At 43.3% G+C, this 22,842-nt stretch carries 23 protein-coding genes, 1 tRNA gene, 1 other RNA gene and 1 pseudogene; 16 read left to right on the top strand and 10 right to left on the bottom strand.

The features are described from left to right. Nucleotides 1-121: 121 nt before the first annotated feature. Complete coding sequence (locus tag ACP7BU_RS03630) at nucleotides 122-2,044, bottom strand: DNA primase (RefSeq protein WP_425878794.1); 1,923 nt, start codon at nucleotides 2,042-2,044, stop codon at nucleotides 122-124. 225 nt (nucleotides 2,045-2,269) lie between these two features. Further along, on the bottom strand, nucleotides 2,270-3,235 hold the full coding sequence (locus tag ACP7BU_RS03625) for an outer membrane protein assembly factor BamD (protein WP_425878796.1): 966 nt from the start codon (nucleotides 3,233-3,235) through the stop codon (nucleotides 2,270-2,272). A 71-nt stretch (nucleotides 3,236-3,306) separates the two neighbouring features. Here ACP7BU_RS03625 and rluD point away from each other — a divergent pair, with 71 nt between their 5' ends. From rluD to ACP7BU_RS03610, 3 genes are read left to right on the top strand one after another with little or no spacing between them, the layout of a single operon-like run. Further along, entirely contained in the window at nucleotides 3,307-4,359 is a 1,053-nt protein-coding gene (gene rluD, locus ACP7BU_RS03620) for a 23S rRNA pseudouridine(1911/1915/1917) synthase RluD (protein ID WP_425878798.1), read from the top strand. A gap of 37 nt (nucleotides 4,360-4,396) precedes the next feature. Continuing rightward, entirely contained in the window at nucleotides 4,397-5,137 is a 741-nt protein-coding gene (pgeF, locus tag ACP7BU_RS03615; RefSeq protein WP_425878800.1) for a peptidoglycan editing factor PgeF, read from the top strand. Nucleotides 5,138-5,177: 40 nt separating this feature from the next. Then, nucleotides 5,178-5,738, top strand: a complete 561-nt coding sequence (locus ACP7BU_RS03610; protein WP_311203725.1) for a flavodoxin family protein — start codon at nucleotides 5,178-5,180, stop codon at nucleotides 5,736-5,738. Between the two features lie 55 nt (nucleotides 5,739-5,793). Here the strand turns inward: ACP7BU_RS03610 and smpB are convergent, their stop codons facing one another. Next, nucleotides 5,794-6,273, bottom strand: coding sequence for an SsrA-binding protein SmpB (gene smpB / locus ACP7BU_RS03605; protein ID WP_004280586.1), 480 nt, complete (start codon nucleotides 6,271-6,273; stop codon nucleotides 5,794-5,796). 139 nt (nucleotides 6,274-6,412) lie between these two features. Here smpB and coaD point away from each other — a divergent pair, with 139 nt between their 5' ends. The 5 genes from coaD to ACP7BU_RS03580 all read left to right on the top strand — a co-directional run bounded on the left by coaD (nucleotide 6,413) and on the right by ACP7BU_RS03580 (nucleotide 8,558). Continuing rightward, the gene (gene coaD, locus ACP7BU_RS03600; protein ID WP_004280585.1) at nucleotides 6,413-6,904 is read left to right on the top strand and encodes a pantetheine-phosphate adenylyltransferase; all 492 of its coding nucleotides are present in this window, start codon (nucleotides 6,413-6,415) and stop codon (nucleotides 6,902-6,904) included. 1 nt (nucleotide 6,905) lies between these two features. Beyond that, entirely contained in the window at nucleotides 6,906-7,169 is a 264-nt protein-coding gene (locus ACP7BU_RS03595; RefSeq protein WP_004280584.1) for a YfhL family 4Fe-4S dicluster ferredoxin, read from the top strand. Nucleotides 7,170-7,195: 26 nt separating this feature from the next. Beyond that, an RNA gene (gene rnpB, locus ACP7BU_RS03590) (RNase P RNA component class A) lies at nucleotides 7,196-7,573 on the top strand. A gap of 72 nt (nucleotides 7,574-7,645) precedes the next feature. Further along, a tRNA-Met gene (locus ACP7BU_RS03585) sits at nucleotides 7,646-7,722 on the top strand. Between the two features lie 101 nt (nucleotides 7,723-7,823). Further along, the gene (locus ACP7BU_RS03580) at nucleotides 7,824-8,558 is read left to right on the top strand and encodes a hypothetical protein (protein ID WP_425878803.1); all 735 of its coding nucleotides are present in this window, start codon (nucleotides 7,824-7,826) and stop codon (nucleotides 8,556-8,558) included. 9 nt (nucleotides 8,559-8,567) lie between these two features. Here ACP7BU_RS03580 and ACP7BU_RS03575 read toward each other — a convergent pair whose 3' ends face one another. Next, entirely contained in the window at nucleotides 8,568-9,191 is a 624-nt protein-coding gene (locus ACP7BU_RS03575; protein WP_425878805.1) for a CatB-related O-acetyltransferase, read from the bottom strand. Between the two features lie 112 nt (nucleotides 9,192-9,303). Beyond that, a complete protein-coding gene (locus ACP7BU_RS03570) occupies nucleotides 9,304-9,699 on the bottom strand; it encodes a RidA family protein (RefSeq protein ID WP_425878807.1) in 396 nt (131 codons plus the stop codon). A 136-nt stretch (nucleotides 9,700-9,835) separates the two neighbouring features. Between ACP7BU_RS03570 and ACP7BU_RS03565 the strand changes: the two genes are divergently transcribed. After that, complete coding sequence (locus ACP7BU_RS03565; RefSeq protein WP_005252554.1) at nucleotides 9,836-10,429, top strand: TetR/AcrR family transcriptional regulator; 594 nt, start codon at nucleotides 9,836-9,838, stop codon at nucleotides 10,427-10,429. Between the two features lie 72 nt (nucleotides 10,430-10,501). Here ACP7BU_RS03565 and greA read toward each other — a convergent pair whose 3' ends face one another. From greA to carA, 3 genes are all read right to left on the bottom strand, one after another. Then, entirely contained in the window at nucleotides 10,502-10,978 is a 477-nt protein-coding gene (greA, locus tag ACP7BU_RS03560; RefSeq protein WP_004645764.1) for a transcription elongation factor GreA, read from the bottom strand. A 91-nt stretch (nucleotides 10,979-11,069) separates the two neighbouring features. After that, nucleotides 11,070-14,300: a carbamoyl-phosphate synthase large subunit gene (gene carB, locus ACP7BU_RS03555; protein WP_425878810.1), complete on the bottom strand. Its 3,231-nt coding sequence runs from the start codon at nucleotides 14,298-14,300 to the stop codon at nucleotides 11,070-11,072. A 13-nt stretch (nucleotides 14,301-14,313) separates the two neighbouring features. Next, nucleotides 14,314-15,453, bottom strand: coding sequence for a glutamine-hydrolyzing carbamoyl-phosphate synthase small subunit (gene carA, locus ACP7BU_RS03550; protein ID WP_425878812.1), 1,140 nt, complete (start codon nucleotides 15,451-15,453; stop codon nucleotides 14,314-14,316). Between the two features lie 308 nt (nucleotides 15,454-15,761). Between carA and ACP7BU_RS03545 the strand changes: the two genes are divergently transcribed. Continuing rightward, entirely contained in the window at nucleotides 15,762-16,250 is a 489-nt protein-coding gene (locus tag ACP7BU_RS03545) for a hypothetical protein (protein WP_005106335.1), read from the top strand. A gap of 102 nt (nucleotides 16,251-16,352) precedes the next feature. Next, entirely contained in the window at nucleotides 16,353-16,574 is a 222-nt protein-coding gene (locus ACP7BU_RS03540; protein WP_004280572.1) for a hypothetical protein, read from the top strand. Nucleotides 16,575-16,722: 148 nt separating this feature from the next. Here the strand turns inward: ACP7BU_RS03540 and ACP7BU_RS03535 are convergent, their stop codons facing one another. Together ACP7BU_RS03535 and yhbY are read right to left on the bottom strand one after the other, a co-directional pair. Beyond that, the gene (locus tag ACP7BU_RS03535; protein WP_004280571.1) at nucleotides 16,723-17,262 is read right to left on the bottom strand and encodes a DOMON-like domain-containing protein; all 540 of its coding nucleotides are present in this window, start codon (nucleotides 17,260-17,262) and stop codon (nucleotides 16,723-16,725) included. Nucleotides 17,263-17,273: 11 nt separating this feature from the next. Next, entirely contained in the window at nucleotides 17,274-17,597 is a 324-nt protein-coding gene (gene yhbY, locus ACP7BU_RS03530) for a ribosome assembly RNA-binding protein YhbY (RefSeq protein ID WP_004280569.1), read from the bottom strand. A 195-nt stretch (nucleotides 17,598-17,792) separates the two neighbouring features. Here yhbY and rlmE point away from each other — a divergent pair, with 195 nt between their 5' ends. The 5 genes and pseudogenes from rlmE (at nucleotide 17,793) to ACP7BU_RS03505 (ending at nucleotide 22,540) form a co-directional block, all read left to right on the top strand. Then, nucleotides 17,793-18,443: a 23S rRNA (uridine(2552)-2'-O)-methyltransferase RlmE gene (rlmE, locus tag ACP7BU_RS03525; protein ID WP_004645756.1), complete on the top strand. Its 651-nt coding sequence runs from the start codon at nucleotides 17,793-17,795 to the stop codon at nucleotides 18,441-18,443. A 132-nt stretch (nucleotides 18,444-18,575) separates the two neighbouring features. Then, nucleotides 18,576-20,465, top strand: a complete 1,890-nt coding sequence (gene ftsH, locus ACP7BU_RS03520; protein ID WP_004280565.1) for an ATP-dependent zinc metalloprotease FtsH — start codon at nucleotides 18,576-18,578, stop codon at nucleotides 20,463-20,465. 107 nt (nucleotides 20,466-20,572) lie between these two features. Beyond that, nucleotides 20,573-21,187 (top strand): annotated as a pseudogene (locus ACP7BU_RS03515) (GNAT family N-acetyltransferase). 78 nt (nucleotides 21,188-21,265) lie between these two features. Further along, the gene (folP, locus tag ACP7BU_RS03510) at nucleotides 21,266-22,117 is read left to right on the top strand and encodes a dihydropteroate synthase (protein WP_005247701.1); all 852 of its coding nucleotides are present in this window, start codon (nucleotides 21,266-21,268) and stop codon (nucleotides 22,115-22,117) included. A 108-nt stretch (nucleotides 22,118-22,225) separates the two neighbouring features. After that, nucleotides 22,226-22,540, top strand: coding sequence for a DUF5713 family protein (locus ACP7BU_RS03505; RefSeq protein ID WP_004280560.1), 315 nt, complete (start codon nucleotides 22,226-22,228; stop codon nucleotides 22,538-22,540). Nucleotides 22,541-22,842: the final 302 nt, after the last annotated feature.

Raw genomic sequence — 22,842 nt, 5'->3', positions numbered from 1 at the left:
TGGTTCTTTGCTGATTTGTACTTCAACATAAAACCCAGCCTGATTATTTGAGAAAATTATAAATAATAATGTGAGCTAGCAGTGACTTCATTGGATTCAAAAGAATCAATAATTTGAAAAATTAATCTTCTAACAGGGTCATTGAGCGTTTGCGGTCAATCTCATAAATCTGCATTTTCAGGTTTTTCATTTCTGCAATACTGTTAAATTTCTTGGATTTAATCTTGTTTTTTAAACACTGATATTGCAGCTTGGTTGAAAAATCAGCCGCGAGCTTATCGGCATGTTCCGGCGATGAGGTGTAATCGCTGACATTGGCATGCTGCAGAATATGCTGCAGTTCATGATGATGGGCTGCGCAGGCACCGAGCACATAATAGATCGACAGTTCAGGATCATCCGGCAAGTCATCAAAAATCACATTCAGAATATTCAAAATCTTAAACAGCAACTGATCTTCCGCTACTAGCGCGCGCAGTGGTTCAAAATGAATATACAGATAAGGATGATTCATCAAGATCGCAATCACATATTCTTCAGCATCAATTTTGGTACTAAAGCTTAAAGATGCATCTGTATTGACCTTAGGTTGCCATTTACGATTAAAGCCCAGTTTTTCGCGGAAAAATTGCTGCAGCAGATAACGGAAGGAGCCGTGTTTGGGCAGTAATTCGGTCAGATTTTTTAGTTCACCCATAACCTGACTCTTGCCTTCTGGGGTGGTGATATCCTGATTTTGGGTCAGATGGGCAAACACGAAGTCCGACATCAACGGTGCCTGATCCAGCAAGCGTCTGAAGTTTTCTATCCCTTCACGGCGGATCAATGAATCTGGGTCATGGTCAGCGGGCAAAACAAAGAACTTCAGCTCTCGGCCATCATTCAGCAGGGGCAGGGCAATGTCCAAGGTACGGCGCGCTGCTTTTTGACCGGCAGCATCCCCATCAAAGGCAATGGTCAGCCGGTTGCTCTGCTTGAACAGAATATTCAGGTGGTCGGTATTACTCGCTGTGCCTAAAGTCGCCACTGCGCCATGAATGCCATATTGCTGAAGCGCAATCACATCCATATAGCCTTCGACCATCAGCCATTCTTGGGCTTTCTGTTTGCGGCCCTCATAGAGGCCGTACAGCAACTGGTTTTTATGGAAGACTTCAGAATCTGGCGAGTTGATGTATTTCGGCTTGATCTCGTCATTCAGGGCACGGCCGCCAAAGCCGACCACACGGCCCTTGGTATCACGGATCGGGAAAATGACTCGTTCACGCAGCAGGTCAAAATCACGGCCACTGTCGCTGGTGCGAATCAGACCTAAAAGTTTTAAGCCCTCAATATCCTGAGGAAAGGCTTTTTCCAGATGTTGCCAGTCTTCAGGCGCATAGCCTAAGCGCCAATAGGCAATGGTCTCTGCAGTCAGACCACGCTGCTTGAAGTATTGCTGGGCACTCGGGCTATTTGGGAGTTGGCGCTCATAGAACTGCGCGATATTTTCTAGCAGGTCGTAGAGGTTACCGTCTTGCTGAACTTCCGCCATCGGTAGGTGTTCAAAAGAAGCAAAAGGGTCACCATAAAAATCCTGTTCGACTGTCTGAAACTCTGCAAATGGATCGAAACTCGCCGTAGATGCAGCATTATTATTTTCTGTTGGAGCGTTATTCTGTTGCGGCTGAGTTTGTGGTGCAGTTTGAGCAGGCACGATTTTGGGTTTAGCTGCTTCACGTTTATATTTTAATTTATTGGAATCAGTATTGTCTTTAGGCAGTTCGATTCCCGTCTGGCTGGACAGGTCTTTCATCACTTCGACAAAATTACGGCTGCCAATGTCCATTAAAAAACGGATGGCATTACCGTTGGCCTGACAGCCAAAACAGTGAAAATACTGTTTGTCACGATAGACGTGGAAAGACGGTGATTTTTCCTGATGAAAAGGGCAGCAGCCTGAATAGGTACGGCCTGTTTTTTTCAGTTTTACGAATTGACCAATCACATCGACAATATCGGTGCGATCGAGAATCTGATCAATCGTATGTTGAGGAATGGCCATGGTCTGCTGAGCTTCTCGTGCTGGAATCTAAGGTCTAAATCACTGAAAAAATGAAAATAGTCTAGTTGGACATTGAATATTTCAAGTTCCTTTGTATACCTTTTGCACGTTTTGTTCAAGCCTGGGCAAGACAACGCAAAAGGGCAAGTATGATACCTTGCCCTTGAGGAAAATGCACCTGTAAAGCGCTGTCTTATTTGCTGATACTGCCGGACTTATTTAGCTTTATTCAGCCGTTTTAGGACGATCCAGCAAACCAAATGAAATGCGATTGGTGATGCTGCGCTTTTCAGTTTCTGGCGTATCCGATTGTGCATCGGTGTCGGTTACAGTTTTGGCTTCTTTACCAAAAATACCCAGTGTCGCGCGGTTAAAGAAACTGCTTTCGCTACGCGCTGCACGCAGATTCACCGTACCATCTGATTTCACCAGATTCGGATAATTCAGCTTTAATACATCCACATATTGCTGAGAAGTTGCTTTATCACCTAGCTGAGCATAACCATAAGCAACCGTTGCCAGTGCTTCCGGAATCTGCGGAGTTTGAGGATAATGCTCAATCACCCACAAGCCACGTTCAACTGCTGCCAGATACGCCTTACGTTTGATGTTAAAACGTGCTGCGTTCATTTCATGCTCAGCCAGTTCCTGGCCGATAAACTGCATACGTTGTGCTGCATCGACTGCATAAGTACTCGATGGATAGCGACGAATGAAATCAACAAAATTCTGGTAAGCCACTTTCAGGTAGCTGACATCACGATGCGACTGTTTCAGTGAGGTATAACGTAGCAGGCCGTTATAGTTCTGTTCCATATTGGCGACACCGCGTACATAGTAAGCATAGTCGACATTTGGATGTTGCGGGTTCAGACGGATAAAACGCTCTGCCAGTGCGACCGCACCTTCATAATCTTTTTGCTGGAATTTCACATACAACAGTTCCAGTTGCGCTTGCGGGGCATACTGACTGGTCGGGAAATAAGTTTCCAGCGCTTCCAACTGTTTTGCTGCATCGGTATATTGATTACGATCTAGCGCTTTCTGTGCTTTTTGAATATAAACCTGTTCGCTAGATTCCGGACCTTTATCCACGACTTCTTTTTTTGGATTACTGCTACAGCCTACCATTGCCGATGCAATGCCTAATGTCACAGCAAGCATTGTCATTTTATAATGTGGTAGCGACATAAAAATTCCTCTGTTAATACGGGCAATGAGCTACAATTGCACTATTAAACCACTTTTGTCTGAATGAGCAAATGAGTCAAGCACAATCTTCCAATTCTAATATCCCTGATACTGATTTCAATTTACTTGAAGATTCTGAGGATGCAGATAACCATACTTCAGAAGCAACTGCAACACGTTTATCGTTGCAATTTCAACTGGATGAAACTTATATCGGGCAACGGATCGACCAGATTGCCGCAATGGTCTGGAGCGATTTTTCTCGAGAAAAATTAAAGCAATGGATTAAAGATGGCAATTTATTGGTGAATGGTCAACCGGTTAAGCCGAAATTTAAAAGTGATGGTTTTGAAACCCTGACTTTAAATGTTGAGCTTGAAGCGCAAACGCGCAGTCTGCCGGAAGATATTCCACTGGATATCATCTATGAAGATGATGACATTATTGTCATCAATAAACCTGTAGGCATGGTGGTACATCCAGGTGCTGGCAATAGTTCGGGCACCTTGGTCAATGCTTTATTGCATCACTATCCGAAATCAGCTGAACTGGCGCGTGCAGGTCTGGTACATCGTATCGACAAAGACACCAGTGGTCTGCTGGTCGTTGCCAAAAATCTGGAAGCACAGTTTTCTCTCAGCAAACAGCTTGAGAAAAAAACAGTATATCGCCTGTATGATCTGGTGGTTTACGGCAATATTATTGCTGGCGGTACCATTGATGAACCCATCAAACGTCATCCGGTAGATCGTGTGAAAATGACTGTACTTCCGGGCGGTAAAGACGCGGTGACGCATTACAACGTCAAAGAGCGTTTCCAGCACTTCACCCGTGTTCAAGCCCGTCTGGAAACTGGACGTACCCATCAGATCCGTGTGCATTTTAGCTATATCGGCTTTGGCTTGGTTGGTGATCAGGTGTATATGCCGCGTGTCCGTATGCCAGCAGGTGCATCGCAATTACTAGATGACACTTTACGTGGCTTCAAGCGTCAGGCTTTGCATGCTGTACAACTCGGTCTGACCCATCCGCGTACCAAAGAAGAAATGACCTTTGAAGCACCGTGGCCGGAAGACTTTGCCAATCTGGTTGAAGTGCTGCGTACCGAAAACAAAGCCTATTAATCTTTTTATTTAGCTCGCGTAAAAGCAAGGAATCGAGATGCAATTTGTACTAGGACTTCCACAAGGTGTGTATGTCGGCCAGACTCGCGTTCACCATGCGAAAGTACAGCCATCCGCACAGCCTGAGCTTGCAGGTTTTAACTTGGCCTTGCATGTGCAGGATAATGCGCTACGGGTACAACAGCATCGTATGGCTTTATTGCAGGATTTCGCTGCCTTTGGCGTAGATAAGATTACCTGGATGACCCAGACGCATAGCACCATTTGTCATAGCATTAATGAGCAGATGCCATTTACCGCACTGGTCGGAGATGGTCTGGTGACGCAGCGCAAGGCGCATGCCTTGATGATGATGACTGCAGACTGTTTACCTGTGGTACTGGGAAATGCGAAAGGTACGGAAGTTGCCAATTTGCATGCCGGTTGGCGTGGTCTGGCGGGTGGTATTGTCGAAAATACCATCGCAGCCATGCAGACTCCGCCGACCTGGGCCTGGCTTGGGGCGGCCATTAGTCAGCCATGTTTCGAGATTGGCGCTGAAGTAAAAGCTGCTTTTTGCAGTAAATATCCTGAACTAGACAGTGCATTTCAGGCCGGTGAACAGGCAGGTAAATATTATGCTGACCTGTATGCCATTGCGCATTATATCTTGCAGCAACACGGCATAAATACCGTATTGGGTGGGGATCAGTGTTCTTATCGTCAAGCAGATGAATATTTTTCTTATCGCCGCGAAGCTAAAACGGGGCGTATGGCGACATTCGTGTTTATGGCATGAAAATGTTAAACTTAACTGATTTTTTTGGCTTTTGAGCGTTATGTCCCTATCTTCCAAATCTGTTGCGATTGTTTATCATAGTCCTTATGGACACACGGCTAAAGTGGCAAATTTTATTGCCGATGGTGCACGGGAAACCGGTGTTCAGGTGCATATGATGAATGTCGAACATATAGACTGGGATGTGCTGGACGCCGCCGATGCAATTGTATTTGGCTGTCCGACCTATATGGGCAGTCTAACCTCTGCCATGAAGCTGTTTATGGAACAATCTTCCAAGCGCTGGTTGGCACGTACTTGGCAGGGCAAACTGGCTGCCGCCTTTACCAATGGTGGCGGACTCAGTGGCGATAAGCTGGCGGTCCTGCAGCAAATCAACTTGTTTGCGATGCAGCACGGTATGCTATGGAGTGGCTTGCCATTAATGCCGACAGGTCGTGCTGTGACCGATCTGAACCGGATGTCGAGCTTTTTGGGTTTAATGACCCAGTCGGATAATGCCCCGGTTGAAGTCACCCCACCTGAGGGCGATTTAAAAACCGCGTTCTGGTTTGGGGAATATATTGCCCTTACTCTAGCCCGACTAAATAACCATACTTAAAATCATAAAAAAACCTCCGAATGCGGAGGTTTTTTTATATTCAACTTTTAATCCATTATTTATGGAAAATTCGTGCTTTATCACGTTGCCAGTCACGGTCTTTCTCGGTTGCACGTTTGTCATGAAGCTGCTTACCTTTCACCAGGGCAATTTCCAGCTTGGCATGTGGACCTTTCCAGTAACAGGCCAGTGGAACGCAGGAATAACCTTTCTGGTTAATCGCACCCATCAACTTTTCAATTTCACGGCGATTCAGCAACAGTTTGCGGGTACGGGTTGCTTCAGGCACCACATGGGTCGAAGCACTTAACAAGGGCTGAACCTGTGCACCAAACAAGAACGCTTCACCATTTTTAAAGGTAATATAACTTTCTACAATGGTCATGCGACCAGCGCGCATTGATTTGACTTCCCAGCCTTTTAATGAAAGCCCCGCTTCAAATTTCTCTTCAATAAAATAATCGTGGCGGGCACGTTTATTCAGTGCAATGGTACCGCCATTATTTTTTTTTACTACAATAGATGCTTTCGCCATAATCTGATACTTCCAAACGTGCTGCTATTGTACCGCAACTAGAAATAAGGTGAAGTTTTTTAAATTAATGAGGATTATTCACCAAAAAAACAAGTTTTTGCTAAAATAAGATTCTACATAACAAACAGAGTACAAATGGATGTCTAAAACTCGTGTGATTTATCCGGGGACTTTTGATCCAATTACCAATGGACATATTGATTTGGTAACCCGCGCAGCGCGAATGTTTGATGAAGTTGTGGTAGCCATTGCCATCGGTCATCATAAAAATCCGGTATTTAGTCTGGAAGAGCGTGTCGCATTGGCGAAAGAGTCATTGAGTCATTTGGACAATGTTGAATTTGTAGGTTTTGATGGTTTGCTCGTCAATTTTTTCCGTGAGCAAAAGGCGACTGCTGTATTGCGTGGTTTGCGTGCAGTGTCTGATTTTGAGTATGAATTTCAGCTGGCCAATATGAACCGTCAGCTGGACTCCCATTTTGAAGCGGTATTTTTAACTCCTTCAGAACAATATTCTTTTATTTCATCCACTTTGGTGCGTGAAATTGCTCGATTAAGAGGTGATGTGACCAAGTTTGTACCACCAAACGTGGTTGCTGCCTTCGAGCGTAAACTTCAACAAGGTTGGTAGCGTGTCTTTATATATCACCGATGAATGTATTAATTGTGATGTCTGTGAACCTGTATGCCCGAATGAGGCCATCTATATGGGTGAACTCATTTATGAGATTCATCCAGATTTATGTACAGAATGCGTCGGACATCATGATCAACCGCAGTGCCAGCTGTTCTGTCCGGTGGATTGTATTCCACTGGATCCGAATCATGTCGAAACGCAGGAACAGCTGCAAGCCAAGTATGAAAAACTGACTGCTCAAAAAACATCAAGCAATTAGTCTCGATATTTGATACTATGCCGCTCGAAGTGAGCCAGACGATCGCTGCTGTGGAGATCTCCGTGATTGAAGCAGGGGAGGAAAGTCCGGGCTTCATAGGGCAAGGTGCCAGGTAACGCCTGGGCGGTGTAAACCGACGGCAAGTGCAGCAGAGAGAAGACCGCCTTCATTATGTTTTCGAGCAATCGGAATCGAAGGTAAGGGTGAAAGGGTGCGGTAAGAGCGCACCGCATGGCTGGTAACAGTTCATGGCGAGGTAAACCCCACCGGAAGCAAGACCAAATAGGAATCCATTAGGCATGGCCCATGCTGGATTCGGGTAGGTCGCTTGAGCGCATGAGTGATTGTGCGCCTAGAGGAATGATCGTTCACGACAGAACCCGGCTTATCGGCTCACTTCAACAAATTTTGATCAAACAGCACAATATGGGGTTGACGTGATTTACAGAAAATCCCATAATGCGCGCACAGTTTAAGGCTATGTAGCTCAGTTGGTTAGAGCACCGCACTCATAATGCGGGGGTCACAAGTTCAAGTCTCGTCATAGCCACCATATTCTGAAAAAACCCGCTCCGATTGAGTGGGTTTTTTTATGGCTTCAGAAAATTAAAATGATAAGATGATTGGAAAATAAGCAACTGAATTTTAAAAATAATGAATCAAAATCTTATTAAGTGGATTAAAGAAAACATTGGAAGTTGTTTGTCGTGGGCGATAACTATTGGATGGTTAATTTTTATATATTTTAAAATTCACAATGGCGTGCTGCCTAAAGATCTAAATGAGTTCGGGGATTTTATTGCAGGTGCTTTTGCACCTTTGGCATTTTTTTGGTTGGTAAGAGGATTTTATCAACAAGGTAAAGGGCTTGAGCAGAATTCTGAAGCTTTGAAGATGCAAGCGGTTGAATTACAGAAAACTAGTACAGCTTTAAACTTGCAAATAAAAGAAATGCAGGAAACGGTTGAACAGCAAAAATTATTAGCAGAATATCAACGTCTTGATATTGAGGATAAACATCAGTCAGTCAAGCCAATTCTTACAATAACTTGTACTGTGGAAGCACAATCATATAAACACTGCTTAGACTTTAGAATTAGTAATGCTACAGATAATCCTGCTAAAAATTTAACATTATTTCCTGACTTAGAGAAAGATCTTGACTATGCTCCAATAATCAAACCTTACTTTGAAAAAAAATATATTCACATTACTGATGTATTGAGTGAGACTGAAGAGGAATTATTTGATCAAGGTGCTGTATGTGTTAGAAATATACTTCTAACCTATGAAAATATATATTCAAGAAAGTTTAGTGAAAAATTTAAAATTACTTTGCGTAAGGATGTAGACTCAAAGATATTGACAGAGGTTTGTATTGTTGAGTGAATCATTTTCTTAAACTTTATTTATGAACTTTATCAATAATTCAACATCATGCGTTTGCAACTGCTCGCGCATTTTTAAAAACTGTTTTTCATCTATATCATAGATTTTTAGAGAGAGTACTTTTTCTATATCTTCTTGTGGGAAGCGGTATTTAATAATTTTTGCAGGTACACCGCCTACGACCGCATACGGAGGCACATCTTTGGTCACAATTGCGCCTGTCGCCACTACAGCACCTTCACCAAGCTTCACACCTTGCATAATCATCGCGCGTGAGCCAATCCAGCAGCCATCGTCAATAACAGTATCGCCAGCAGGCACAAAACTACGTGTATCGAAAGGAAAAGCTGAAATCCAGTCAGTACGATGTAACTGGTTGCCACCCATCATAATCACGCATTCAGCGCCAAAACAGACGAAATTGCCAATATAAAGCTGATCAATCGGCTTCTCTGGCGTTGCAGGTTTTTCATGTAAATAACGCACTACACAGCGCTCAAAACCCTGATCCCAATAGGCTGAATAATACGAATAATTCCCCTTGATATGGATATTCGGATTTTTCACCGTTTTTGAGATGAACTCAAATTCACACCAATGATTCACAGGAGAATTAATTAACTTTTCAGACATGAGGAGGCTATAACCACAAGGAATGCGCCATTATACCGAATTGCACTTTAAGCTGAATCAACAATCTTAATTTAGCCAGTGAATCGAATATTAAAGCACATGCTGACCTTGCTTAAGTGCTACGAGGAATACGGGCAATGACTTTAATTTCAAAATCAAAACCTGCCAGCCAAGTCACGCCAACAGCTGTCCAATTAGGATAAGGCTTTTGCGTAAACACCTGATTTTTAACTTTCATGATGCTTTCGAACTGCTGTTCTGGATCAGTGTGAAAGGTGGTGACATCAACAATATCATCGAAAGTACAACCAGCCGCTGCCAAAGTTGCAGCTAAGTTTTTAAAAGCCCGTTCTACCTGTTTCTCGAAATCTGGTTCAGGTGAACCATCCTCACGGCTACCGACCTGACCAGAAACAAAAAGTAAGTCTTCCGATTTGATTGCAGCAGAATAACCATGCTGTTCATACAGGGCATGGCGGTCTTGGGGAAATATCGCAGTTCTAGTCATGTCTATCCTCATTCAATGTCTAATTTATAAGTGAGTGAAAGCAACTTGACTTTCACATACGCTTCGTATGTAAACATAATTGACATACGGTCCGTATGTCAATTAAAATTTTTATGATGATGAGGTAAAGTAATTCATGTCTGTTCGTGAACAAAAGATGGCGGAAACCCGCAAGAAACTGATAGAAGTGGCACGCCGTGCGTTTGCGGAATATGGTTATGCTGGCACTTCAATGGATAAGCTCACGGCAGAAGCAGGGCTGACTCGTGGTGCGCTGTATCATCATTTTGGTGATAAAAAAGGCTTATTTGCTGCAGTGGTCGACCAGATCGATTCGGAAATGGCTTCATCTGCGCAGCAACATCTGGAGCAGCCTGATGATCTGTGGGAAGGATTGATGCTGGAAGGGCGGACCTATATTCAAAATGCCTTAAACTCTGAATTCCAGCGCATTGTATTGCGCGATGGGCCTGCGGTATTGGGTGATCCTGCACACTGGCCAAGTCAAAACAGATGTTTGCAGTCCACGCGTGAATGTGTTGAGCAATTATTGGTAGCAGATCGAATTAAAACAGTTGATCCGGAAGCTGCTGCGGTATTTTTAAATGGTGCTGCAATGAATGCAGCCCTCTGGGTGGCTTCTAGCGAACATCCTGAGCAGGTACTCCCTGAGGCTTTACATGCATTTAATTTATTTGCATCGGGGTTTTTAAAAGAAGCCCAGAGCTAATTCGTTTGTAGGAAGCAGATAAAGGTAAAAAACCCCTCAATCGAGGGGCTTTAAATTAAACAGCTTTAAATTTTAAAGATATTCAACTTTCACAATTTCGTATTCAACTTCACCGTTTGGTGTATTGATTTTCACATCGTCGCCTTCGTTTTTACCTAAAAGACCACGTGCAATTGGCGAGTTCACAGAGATCTTGTTGATCTTAAAGTCTGCTTCGTCATCACCTACAATTTTATAGGTTTTCTGTTCTTCAGTATCCAGATTTTCAATCGTGACCGTTACACCAAAAACCACACGACCATTCTGTTCAAGTTCTTTGACATCGATCACCTGAGCTGCACCCAGTTTGCCTTCGATGTCCTGAATACGACCTTCACAGAAGCCTTGCTGTTCACGTGCTGCATGGTATTCTGCATTTTCTTTTAAGTCGCCGTGTTCACGCGCTTCTGCAATTGAAGCTGTGATACGTGGACGATCCACTGTTTTCAGTTGGTGTAATTCTTTCTCTAAGGCAATTTTGCCTTCAGGTGTCATAGGATAACGTTGCATGTTGTCCCTCAAAAGTCAGTTGAAAGATATAAAATCTATAAATAAAAAAAAGCCCGCCACCAAGAAGGTGGCGGGACTTCTTGGAAGTGAATTAACCTTTAGTTAGGTCTTGCAAACGATATACATCCATTGGCAATTTAATTGCTAAAGCTTGGCATACTGCATCCGCACCATTCAATGTAGTTGTGTTATACACTTTACCTTGAAGTGCTGAACGACGGATCGAGAATGAGTCTTCTTGTGCCTTTTTGCCTTCAGTCGTGTTAATCACAAGGTGGATTTCGCCGTTTTTAATACGGTCCACAATGTTAGGACGACCTTCAGTCACTTTATTGACACGTTCACATTCAAGACCAGCATCGCTAATCACTTTAAATGTACCATCAGTTGCAAGAATCTTGAAGCCTAGGTCAATCAATTGTTTTGCGATACCTGCCGCACGTGGTTTATCTGAGTCACGTACAGAGATAAATGCGTGTTTCACTTCGCCTTCAGTTGGAAGACCTGGTAAACGCTCGTTTGCACCTAAAACAGCTTTATAGAACGCTTCACCAAATGTTTTACCAACGCCCATCACTTCGCCAGTCGATTTCATCTCAGGGCCAAGGATCGGGTCAACACCAGGGAATTTGTTGAACGGGAACACCGCTTCTTTGACAGAGAAGTGTTCAGGAATAATCTCTGAGGTGAAGCCTTGAGATTCTAGAGATTGACCCGCCATACAACGTGCAGCAACTTTCGCTAAAGATTCGCCGATACATTTAGAAACGAATGGCACAGTACGTGATGCACGTGGGTTCACTTCCAGAATGTAAACGTCTTCACCTTTAACCGCAAACTGAACGTTCATCAAACCGATTACGCCAAGCTCTTTTGCCATTGCAACGGTTTGACGACGCATTTCGTCCTGAATCTCTTTAGAGAGAGAGTAAGGAGGAATCGAACATGCTGAGTCACCTGAGTGAATACCCGCTTGTTCAATGTGCTGCATGATGCCGCCAATCACCACGTCTTTACCGTCAGATACGCAGTCTACGTCAACTTCGATCGCATCATCTAAGAAACGGTCAAGCAGAACAGGTGCTTCGTTTGATGCTTGAACCGCATCACGTAAGTAGCGTTTGAGTTCTTCATCGTTGTACACGATTTCCATCGCACGACCACCAAGCACGTAAGAAGGACGTACCACTAATGGATAGCCTACTTTAGACGCTTCAGCCATACCTTCTTCAGCAGATTTTACAATGCTGTTGTTTGGTTGACGAAGTTGCAGACGTTGAATCATTTGCTGGAAACGTTCACGGTCTTCTGCACGGTCAATCGCGTCAGGTGATGTACCAATGATTGGCGCACCAGCTTCTTCTAGAGCACGCGCCAATTTCAAAGGTGTTTGACCACCGTACTGAACGATAATGCCTTTAGGCTTCTCGATACGTACGATTTCAAGCACGTCTTCAAGTGTGATCGGTTCGAAGTACAGACGATCTGAAGTGTCGTAATCCGTTGAAACTGTTTCAGGATTACAGTTCACCATGATGGTTTCATAACCGTCTTCACGCATTGCAAGGGCAGCGTGTACACAGCAGTAATCGAATTCGATCCCTTGACCAATACGGTTAGGACCGCCACCGATCACCATGATCTTGTCTTTCGCAGACGGATTGGCTTCACATTCTTCATCGTAAGTTGAGTACATGTAAGCTGTATCAGATTCGAATTCTGCAGCACATGTATCGACACGTTTGTAAACTGGAGTTACGCCCAAGTTCCAACGGTGTTTACGGAATTGTTTTTGTGAAATGCCCATCAAGTCGGCAATGCGAAGATCTGATAAACCTTTACGTTTGAATCCACGGATGTTGTCCGCATTCAAGTCGCCAAAACCTAAAGTTTTGATTTGGTTTTCAGTTTTGATGATGTCTTCGATTTGAATCAAGAACCAGCGGTCAATGTTCGTTGCAGCGAATACTTCGTCTAAAGTAAAGCCGTGACGGAATGCATCGCCCACGTACCAGATACGCTCTGGACCTGGCACTTTAAGTTCTTGCAAGATTTTGTCGCGCGCGCCTTCAGCACCCACTTCAACCTTTTCGTCAAAACCAGAAGCGCCCACTTCAAGACCACGAAGGGCTTTTTGTACAGATTCCTGGAAGTTACGGCCAATCGCCATCACTTCACCGACAGATTTCATCTGAGTCGTCAGTGTCGCATCAGCTTGTGGGAATTTTTCGAAGTTGAAACGAGGAATCTTGGTTACAACGTAGTCGATTGCAGGTTCGAACGATGCAGGCGTTGTACCGCCAGTAATGTCGTTTTTCAACTCATCAAGGGTATAACCTACAGCCAGTTTCGCTGCGATTTTTGCAATCGGGAAACCAGTTGCTTTAGAAGCAAGTGCAGATGAACGTGATACACGTGGGTTCATCTCGATCACGACCATACGACCAGTATTTGGACAAATACCGAACTGTACGTTAGAACCACCTGTTTCAACACCAATTTCACGAAGAACTGCTAGAGAAGCGTTACGTAGTAACTGGAATTCTTTATCTGTAAGCGTTTGAGCAGGGGCAACAGTGATTGAGTCACCAGTGTGTACGCCCATTGGATCAAAGTTTTCAATGGTACATACAATGATACAGTTGTCGTTTTTGTCACGAACAACTTCCATCTCGTATTCTTTCCAGCCAATTAAAGATTCATCAATCAATAATTGTTTAGTCGGAGAAAGATCGAAACCACGTTCACAAATCTCGATAAATTCTTCTTTGTTGTATGCGATACCGCCACCAGAACCACCCATGGTGAATGATGGACGGATAATTACTGGGAAGCCGAAACGTGCTTGAATTTCTAAAGCATGTTCCATTGACTCAGCAACGTCAGCTTTTGGACATTCAAGACCAATTTTACGCATTGCCTGGTCGAACAGTTTACGGTCTTCAGCTTTTTCAATCGCTTCTTTGGTTGCACCGATCAATTCAACATTGAATTTCTCTAAAATGCCGTGCTCATCGAGGGCAAGGGCACAGTTCAATGCCGTTTGACCACCCATGGTTGGAAGAACAGCATCTGGACGTTCTTTCTCAATGATCGCTGCAACAGTTTGCCAAGTAATTGGCTCAATGTAAGTTGCATCCGCCATGGTTGGGTCGGTCATGATGGTCGCTGGGTTCGAGTTGACCAAAATAACGCGGTAACCTTCTTCACGAAGGGCTTTACATGCTTGAGCACCTGAGTAGTCAAACTCACATGCTTGACCGATGACAATCGGACCAGCACCAATAATCAAGATGCTTTTAATGTCAGTACGTTTAGCCATGATGCTTCCTTAATTACTTCTTAGATGCTTCGATAAGTTCGATGAAATGATCGAACAATGGTGCGCAGTCATGTGGACCCGGGCTTGCTTCAGGGTGACCCTGGAAGCTGAACGCAGGTTTGTCTGTACGATGGATACCTTGGTTGGTGCCATCAAACAGTGAGCGATGCGTTACACGCAACACATCAGGCAGATTGCTTTCATCGACTGCGAAGCCATGGTTTTGAGAAGTAATCATCACTGTACCGTTATCAAGATTTTGTACAGGATGGTTCGCACCGTGGTGGCCGTGAGGCATTTTTAAGGTTTTAGCACCACTTGCAAGCGCAAGGATCTGGTGACCCAGGCAGATACCAAATACTGGAATTTCAGTGGTTTCTACAATTGTTTTTACAGCTTCAATTGCGTAGTCACATGCAGCCGGATCACCAGGACCGTTCGAAAGGAACACGCCATCTGGATTCAGTGCAAGTACATCAGCAGCAGGAGTTTGCGCCGGCACAACAGTCAGTTTACAACCGCGGTCTGCGAGCATACGTAAGATGTTGGTTTTGACACCGTAATCGTATGCAACAACATGGAATTTAGCTTCTGGTTGAGAGAAACCTTTGCCTAATGTCCAAGAGCCTTCAGTCCATTCAAAACCTTCAGGGTCGCAACATTCTTTTGCCAGGTCTAAACCGTTTAAACCACCAAATGCACGTGCTTTTTCAAGCGCTTCAGCTTCAGTGATATTTTCGCCAGCAAGGATACAGCCATTTTGTGCACCTTTGTCACGTAGGATACGTGTCAGTTTACGCGTGTCGATATCCGCAATTGCCACAACATTGTGTTGTACCAAATATTCAGCTAATGATTGGGTTGAACGGAAGTTACTGTGCAGTAAAGGCAGGTCGCGAATGATCAATCCGTTAGCCCAAACCTTATGAATACGACCTGATTCAGTGTCTTCTTCATTACAGCCTGTGTTACCGATATGAGGGTAAGTCAGTGTCACAAGTTGCTGTGCATAACTCGGGTCAGTCAAAATTTCTTGATAGCCAGTCATGGCAGTGTTGAAAACGACTTCACCAGTCGTACTACCCGATGCGCCAATCGAAGTACCTTTAAAGATAGTTCCGTCGGCAAGGGCTAAAATTGCTGGGGTGCTCAAACCAAAGCTCCTGAAATTTAGGCTGTAAAAAAGCGAGAAGACGAAAAAAAAGGAAGGCTAATTTTTAAACCTACCCTCCTATGTCTGCTCGCTTGAACTTAACACGGCATTATACGCAGAACGACCCTTAAAGTCCAACGGCTTTGCAGCGAAAGTATGAGATAAATGGCTTGCTTTTTGCATGGAAGTCTGTTTTGTAGGCAATGTGAAAAAATGTAAGCAATTAATAATTGTCAGACAAATCAAATCTTAATTTTTATCAAATCTACTAATATAGCTTAGTCGATATAACAATAGGAACAAGACAGATGGCTACAGCACCTAAATCTACTACATCTAAAAAAATCACTCCGAGCGTGGTGACTGAAACTGCCGAGAAGCTTGAAAAAGTAGCAGTCGAGGCTAAAGATCAGGCAATTGAAACCATCGAGGAAAGTAAGGAAAAGCTTGAAGTTGAAGCCAAGCAGTTAAGCGACACTGTGCAGGAACAATTGCGTCAATTTAAGCAGGAGGTGTTACAGCGTATTGATACTTTGAAGGAGCAGATTTTCGGTTCGCAGAAAGAATTAACCGAATTGAAAAGCTTTATCAAGACAGAATTCAACGCTGTCGTTGAAGACCTATCCAATCTGGGTAAAGAGCTGAAAGAAGATGTCAGTCAGATTTCGACCAAGCATAAGGAACATCTGACCGATACTTTTAAACGTTCTAAGGACAGTACCATTGAAGTACTGAAAAAAGTCAAACCCGTGGTGAAAACAGAGAGCTCAGACAAAAGTCCTGAGCTGAAAAGTTAGGCTGCGCTGAAAGGCCGCTATTTAAAAAGGAGAACAATCAAATGTTCTCCTTTGTCTTTATGCAGCAAAACGGACTCACAATAACAATTAAAGGGGGTCACGATGCAACAGCATTTTGTAGGTGTACTTATTTTACTGATATTGATCATGCTACTGAATCTGGAAAGCGGATTGGGGCGCATACTTTATCTAGGTGTAATCGTATTATGTTTGGGAGTGCTGGGACTGGTGTTTGGGACCATTCTTCTGATGATCATTACTTTTGCTTTTATTCTTTATGCTGCTGTGAAATCTATTCAGGAGCAGCATCATCTACATCATTAAAATATGAACGTTGAAAACAATAAAAAATCTAAAATAATTATACAGAGGATCAATCATTGTTGAGCAATAAACAAAAACGTGAGACTTTAAGTCTCACGTTGTATTCGCCTGTTACACTTTAAATAGCTGATGCACAGCGTCAATCTATTTAAAATACATGCAACCAGTCACGTTTATTATGAAAATCTGCCTGAGGACTACTATGCTGCATGGCATAGTATTGATCACCTTGTGAGGTTTTTAAAACAGCAGATAAACCCAGGAACAAGTTTTCCCATTTCAGTTTATGTGTTGCCATAAAATCAGTCAGATCTACACTGACATTAAGACCATAATGCGTACGTTTGAGCTGATTCAGCTCAATATCATCCGCAGCTTGCGGTGGCATATCTTCAGGATAACGGTATTCTTCAAATTGATAAGCCTGCCAGGCCTGAGAAGGGGAAAGATTAATCTCACGATAAAAATCTTCGCCCTGAACCCCAATAAAAATTTCAAAGCAGGTCTGTTCCCACAGGAAATCCTGACGGGGATGTGCCGTCACCATGTCGGGCCACAAGATGTACTGATTGGGATCACGGATCCAGAAGCCCACATTTAAATTGCATGGGCCTTGCTGTTCAATGGCGGCAACCAGAGAGATGGCCTGAAAACGGCGATCAAATGCGCTAAGTTCGTAACTTGCCATAAGTCCTGTACTTAGTTAGACAGATGAGCGAAACGGACAAGGTTGGACAATTTTTGGTTTTGTTTCGCAGCTTTTTTGTAAAGCAGCGCAATTTTACCAATAGTTTGAACTACTTCGGCACCAGTCGCTTCTGAAATTTCAGCAATCAATGCTGCACGCGCTTCACGATCTTCAGCTACGATTTTTACTTTAATCAGTTCGTGATCGTTTAAAGCACGCGCCAATTCTTCGATGACATTTTCAGTCAGGCCTTTGTCACCCAGCATAACGACCGGGTTTAAAGCATGTCCGATTTGACGTAAACGCTTACGTTCCTGAATAGATAAAGACGCCATGAGAGATAACCTGAATTTTAAAACGGCTTAGTATAGCAAAAGCAAAAAACAAACGCTTTAAATTATCAGGAAATAATCATTTCCAATATCTCTTCATAACGAGCAAAACTCCTAGATTTAGATACACATGTATACTGCAAAATATGTCTTTTTCACGTACAATTAATAATTAGACGTTTTTTTATTTAGAGAGTTATGGCTACACGCATTACCAACCAAAAGTTATCTAAAAGTAGTCGTGATTGGATGAGAGAGCATTTAGACGATCCTTATGTGAAAAAGGCACAAAAGGACGGCTATCGTGCGCGTGCAGCATATAAGCTCTTAGAGATGCAAGAAAAGTACAAGATCATCAAACCCGGCATGACCGTAGTCGACTTGGGTGCAGCTCCCGGGAGTTGGTCACAAATCGCAGGTAAGCTAGTCGGTGACAAGGGTTTATTGATTGCATCTGACATTTTACCAATGGATGCATTACCTGATGTGACTTTCTTGCAAGGCGACTTTCGTGAAGAAGAAGTCTTCCAGCAATTGTTAGAAATTTTAGATGGTCGTACTGTAGACGTTGTAATTTCAGATATGGCCCCCAATACATCAGGTAATAAGGCTGTAGATCAACCGCGTCAGATTTACTTGTGTGAACTTGCACTGGATTTTGCCAACAAGGTGCTAGGCCCTAAAGGTCAATTTGTGGTAAAAGTTTTCCAAGGTTCAGGTTTTGACGAATTCCGTAAGCAAGTGGTTGATAGTTTTGATGTTCTGAAAACATCTAAACCTTTGGCATCACGTGCTCGCTCCAAGGAAGTTTTCCTGATCGGGCAGGGACGTAAGAAGGCTTTAAAATAAGTCTACTTGCCAAGTCGTTAAAAATTGTGCATTTTGTACGTTTTCAGATAATTGTAAGTTGATTTACAGCTTAAGTATTAAGGTCACCCTGAACAGGGCATGATCAAATTAGATTGGAATGGGAATAAAGCTTTGAGCGATCTTTTTAAGAATGCCGTATTGTGGCTCGTGATACTGGGTGTGCTGGTGTTAATCTTCAGCAACGTCAGTGACCGCAATCAACCGACTACAATGAACTACTCAGAGTTTGTTGCCGCGGTCAATGCTGGCCAAATTAAACAAGTTGTGATTGACGGCGAAAGAATCCGTGGCGAAAAATCGAACGGTTCAGAGTTTGAAAGTATCCGTCCGGCAGTTCAGGATCCTGAACTGATGCCAAGCCTGATTAAAAATAATGTTGTGGTTGAAGGTGAAGCACCACAACGTCAAGGCTTGCTCATGCAGTTGCTTATTGCAAGTTTCCCTGTACTTTTAATCATTTTGTTATTCATGTTCTTTATGCGCAACATGGGTGGCGGTGCAGGTGGTAAAAACGGCCCAATGAGTTTTGGTAAATCTAAAGCCAAAATGCTGTCTGAAGACCAGATTAAAGTCACTTTCACTGATGTTGCTGGTTGTGACGAAGCCAAGCAAGAAGTCGTTGAAATCGTAGATTTCCTGAAAGATCCAACCAAATTTAAACGTCTGGGTGCGAGTATTCCACGTGGTGTGTTAATGGTGGGTCCTCCAGGTACGGGTAAAACCCTACTTGCCAAAGCCATTGCCGGTGAAGCGAAAGTTCCATTCTTTAGTATTTCAGGTTCTGACTTCGTTGAGATGTTTGTCGGTGTCGGTGCATCCCGTGTTCGTGACATGTTCGAACAGGCGAAACGTCATGCGCCATGTATCATCTTTATTGATGAGATTGATGCAGTCGGTCGTCATCGTGGTTCAGGTACTGGTGGTGGTCACGATGAACGTGAACAGACACTGAACCAGATGCTGGTTGAAATGGACGGCTTTGAGGGCAATGAAGGCATTATCGTGATTGCTGCAACCAACCGTGCAGATGTACTGGATAAAGCACTTCTTCGTCCAGGCCGTTTTGACCGTCAAGTTGTGGTTGGTTTGCCAGACATTAAAGGTCGTGAACAAATCCTGAATGTACATTTGAAAAAATTGCCTTCAGTGACAGGTGTGGATGTTAAAGTTCTTGCACGTGGTACACCGGGCTTCTCGGGTGCGCAATTAGCAAACCTGGTGAATGAAGCTGCTTTATTTGCTGCACGCCGTAACAAAAACACCGTCGATATGCATGACTTTGAAGATGCAAAAGACAAGCTGTATATGGGTCCTGAGCGTAAATCGATGGTACTTCGTGATGAAGAGCGTCGTGCGACGGCTTATCATGAAGCAGGGCATGCGATTGTTGCTGAAAGCTTGCCAGGTACAGATCCTGTGCATAAGGTGACAATCATGCCACGTGGCTGGGCTTTAGGTGTTACCTGGCAGCTGCCTGAATTTGACCAGACCAGCCATTACAAAGACAAAATGTTGAATGAACTTTCGATTTTGTTTGGTGGCCGTATTGCTGAAGAAGTCTTCATTAACCAGATGTCGACCGGCGCTTCAAATGACTTCGAACGTGCAACCAAAATGGCACGTGCGATGGTGACCAAATATGGTATGTCGGACAAACTCGGTGTCATGGTCTATGAAGAAGATGCACAGCAATCTTTCATGGGCAGTATTGGTAGCCGCAGTATTTCGGAAACCACACAACTAGAAGTCGATCGTGAAATTCGTCGAATTCTAGATGAGCAATATAAAATCGCACGCGATATCTTGGAAAGCAAAAAAGATATTGCCCATGCGATGGTGAAAGCCTTGATGGAATGGGAAACCATTGATCGTGATCAAATCCGTGACATCATGGAAGGTCGTGAGCCTCAGCCACCAAAAGTCTATGTTGCAGATAATCCTGTGATTGATGTAACGCCAGATGATGGTCCGCTGACTCCTCCGCCATTGCCAGCGAACTAAGCTCAATAAAAAAAACCACCTTCGGGTGGTTTTTTTATGCTTGTCATTTTTGTCATATCTTTTTGAGTGTTATATTGAGCGATTAAAAATGAATAAGAAAAACAAAAATGAATATGCCTGTTCTGGAATCCAGTGTTTACCAGCTTCGTCTTGAACCGTTGAGCTGGGAACATTTTTCTGATTTAGTGGTTGCATGCGCTGAAGAAAATTTAGGTAAGATTTTATATAATTCGGTGCCTTATCTGCATAACTTAAAAAAATATTTTTCTCAAGCTTTCGAACAACAGGCTCAAAGTGAAAGAATGGTTTTTGCCGTAATTGATTAAAACTCCGGCCAAGCAATTGGAACCACCAGTTATCATGATATTAAAGCGGAAATTCCACGTTTTGAAATTGGTTATACCTGGTATGCCAAGCGCTATCACAGAGCTTATGTAAATCGCGTTTGTAAATATCTTTTGTTAAGACATGCTTTTGAAAATTTAAATGCTCAGGTGGTCGGCTTTCGAACTGATCATTTGAATCTTCCCAGCCAAAAAGCGATTGAGGCATTAGGTGCCAAACGAGATGGCATTATCAGGTGTCATATGCTACGTAAAGATGGACAGACTATTCGAGATAGCTATATCTATAGTATTTTAGAAAGTGAATGGGCAGATGTGAAAGCATTATTACAAACTAAACTGATGCAATATTCCCAAAACAATTACTTCGAAATCTAGGTCCTAGCCTTATTCCACTTTGCTTTATTCAGCGATCCATAAGACAATATCGGGGTTATTTTGAGTGAGTATTGAATCATGCAGCTGATGCCTTTGTTACCACATGTATGGACATTTGGTGATTTAAAATTGGACTTATCCCAGCCGCATGTGATGGGGATTCTCAATGTCACCCCAGACTCTTTTAGTGATGGTGGTCGGCATAATCACAAAGAAGATGCAGTCGCACGTGCGCTTGAAATGATCGCTGAAGGCGCGACCGTGATTGATATTGGCGGTGAATCGACCCGTCCAGGTGCCGCAGTGGTAGAAGTGGAAGAAGAAATTCGCCGCGTAGTGCCTGTGGTGGAAGAACTGGCTAAACATAAGGTCATTCTCTCGATTGATACGTCGCAACCTGAAGTCATACGCGCAGCGGTTCGGGCCGGAGCACATATCTGGAATGATGTCCGTGCTTTGACTCGGCCGAATGCATTGCAGACCGCAGCAGAACTCAATATTCCAGTGATCATCATGCATATGCGCGGTGAGCCGACCACCATGAACAATCTGGATCAATATGAGGATGTCACTAAAGATGTGATACGCGAGTTATCCCAACGTGTTCAGGATGCTTTAGATGTTGGAGTAAAAGCGGAAAATATCATGATTGATCCAGGTTTTGGTTTCGCTAAAAATGCCCAGCAAAATTTAAAGCTGTTGCAAGAGTTTTATAAATTGACAGAAATGGGCTATCCGATTTTGTCTGCTTTATCACGTAAACGCTTTATCGGAGCAGTTTTGGATGGGGCAGAACCACAAGAGCGTGCAGTGGGTTCAGCAACAGCGCATTTGTTGAGTATTCAGCAGGGTGCATGTATGGTACGGGCACATGATGTTAAAGTCACAGCCGATGCGATTAAAGTCTGGCAAGCTATGCAAATGGTTTAAAAATCGAGGCTGGGAAATCCCTACATTGGCAATGTTGTTTGGCTTTTAAGCAACAATATGCTATATAGGCACGCTTAGATTAGATAGTCATCCTTTAGAGTGCCTGTAATGTTTGCAGATTTACTTCTCCCCATGTTCGATGATGAGTATTATCCCGATATTCTGGTTGCTGAAATCAAGCAGCACATCGAACGTTTTGCCCAAAAAGTCGCTAAATCAGGTTTGTCAGATCAAGAAATTTACCAGCTTGCCAATCTGACTGTGGCTGATATCAATATCATGAAACCTCAGTTCGAAGATCTGGATTCGTCTCTGGATGATACTGCCGCGGATTATATTGCCGAAGCCATGATGATGGTGGTGCAAGAGCACGGCCTGTTCGAGATTGAAATGGAAGAACTGATTACCAATCGTGAATGGTGATTTAAGAAAACCCTGCAGATGCAGGGTTTTTTATTGTCTGTTCAAATAATCTTTAAAGCTATTAAAGCGAATTGAGCCGAGTAATTGTTGCTCTTCATTCATGCATTGCTGATAAAGGTTTTGGTAATAAGCCTGCAGATTCGATTGACCTTGAATCTGTTGTGGTGTTTTTGATTTGGATTAATGGTGATTTAAGAAAACCCTGCAGATGCAGGGTTTTTTATTGTCTGTTCAAATAATCTTTAAAGCTATTAAAGCGAATTGAGCCGAGTAATTGTTGCTCTTCATTCATGCATTGCTGA

This window comes from Acinetobacter sp. 40AMC3-4 (genome assembly GCF_049898185.1).
In the GTDB taxonomy this organism is placed as follows: Bacteria; Pseudomonadota; Gammaproteobacteria; order Pseudomonadales; family Moraxellaceae; genus Acinetobacter.
The sequence above is the reverse complement of the archived record's forward strand: the minus strand, read 5'-3'. Positions and strand labels throughout refer to the sequence as shown.

Bases quoted from the DNA above. Each gene is read 5' to 3' on its own strand.
- ACP7BU_RS03535 (WP_004280571.1), bottom strand. From the start codon at position 17,262: ATGGCAAGTTACGAACTTAGCGCATTTGATCGCCGTTTTCAGGCCATC.
- ACP7BU_RS03610 (WP_311203725.1), top strand. From the start codon at position 5,178: ATGTCCCTATCTTCCAAATCTGTTGCGATTGTTTATCATAGTCCTTAT.
- rluD (WP_425878798.1), top strand. From the start codon at position 3,307: ATGAGTCAAGCACAATCTTCCAATTCTAATATCCCTGATACTGATTTC.
- greA (WP_004645764.1), bottom strand. From the start codon at position 10,978: ATGCAACGTTATCCTATGACACCTGAAGGCAAAATTGCCTTAGAGAAA.
- rlmE (WP_004645756.1), top strand. From the start codon at position 17,793: ATGGCTACACGCATTACCAACCAAAAGTTATCTAAAAGTAGTCGTGAT.
- carB (WP_425878810.1), bottom strand. From the start codon at position 14,300: ATGGCTAAACGTACTGACATTAAAAGCATCTTGATTATTGGTGCTGGT.
- folP (WP_005247701.1), top strand. From the start codon at position 21,266: ATGCAGCTGATGCCTTTGTTACCACATGTATGGACATTTGGTGATTTA.
- ACP7BU_RS03505 (WP_004280560.1), top strand. From the start codon at position 22,226: ATGTTTGCAGATTTACTTCTCCCCATGTTCGATGATGAGTATTATCCC.
- ACP7BU_RS03570 (WP_425878807.1), bottom strand. From the start codon at position 9,699: ATGACTAGAACTGCGATATTTCCCCAAGACCGCCATGCCCTGTATGAA.
- ACP7BU_RS03545 (WP_005106335.1), top strand. From the start codon at position 15,762: ATGGCTACAGCACCTAAATCTACTACATCTAAAAAAATCACTCCGAGC.
- coaD (WP_004280585.1), top strand. From the start codon at position 6,413: ATGTCTAAAACTCGTGTGATTTATCCGGGGACTTTTGATCCAATTACC.
- ACP7BU_RS03580 (WP_425878803.1), top strand. From the start codon at position 7,824: ATGAATCAAAATCTTATTAAGTGGATTAAAGAAAACATTGGAAGTTGT.
- ACP7BU_RS03625 (WP_425878796.1), bottom strand. From the start codon at position 3,235: ATGTCGCTACCACATTATAAAATGACAATGCTTGCTGTGACATTAGGC.
- ACP7BU_RS03630 (WP_425878794.1), bottom strand. From the start codon at position 2,044: ATGGCCATTCCTCAACATACGATTGATCAGATTCTCGATCGCACCGAT.
- ACP7BU_RS03575 (WP_425878805.1), bottom strand. From the start codon at position 9,191: ATGTCTGAAAAGTTAATTAATTCTCCTGTGAATCATTGGTGTGAATTT.
- ACP7BU_RS03540 (WP_004280572.1), top strand. From the start codon at position 16,353: ATGCAACAGCATTTTGTAGGTGTACTTATTTTACTGATATTGATCATG.
- smpB (WP_004280586.1), bottom strand. From the start codon at position 6,273: ATGGCGAAAGCATCTATTGTAGTAAAAAAAAATAATGGCGGTACCATT.
- yhbY (WP_004280569.1), bottom strand. From the start codon at position 17,597: ATGGCGTCTTTATCTATTCAGGAACGTAAGCGTTTACGTCAAATCGGA.
- ACP7BU_RS03565 (WP_005252554.1), top strand. From the start codon at position 9,836: ATGTCTGTTCGTGAACAAAAGATGGCGGAAACCCGCAAGAAACTGATA.
- pgeF (WP_425878800.1), top strand. From the start codon at position 4,397: ATGCAATTTGTACTAGGACTTCCACAAGGTGTGTATGTCGGCCAGACT.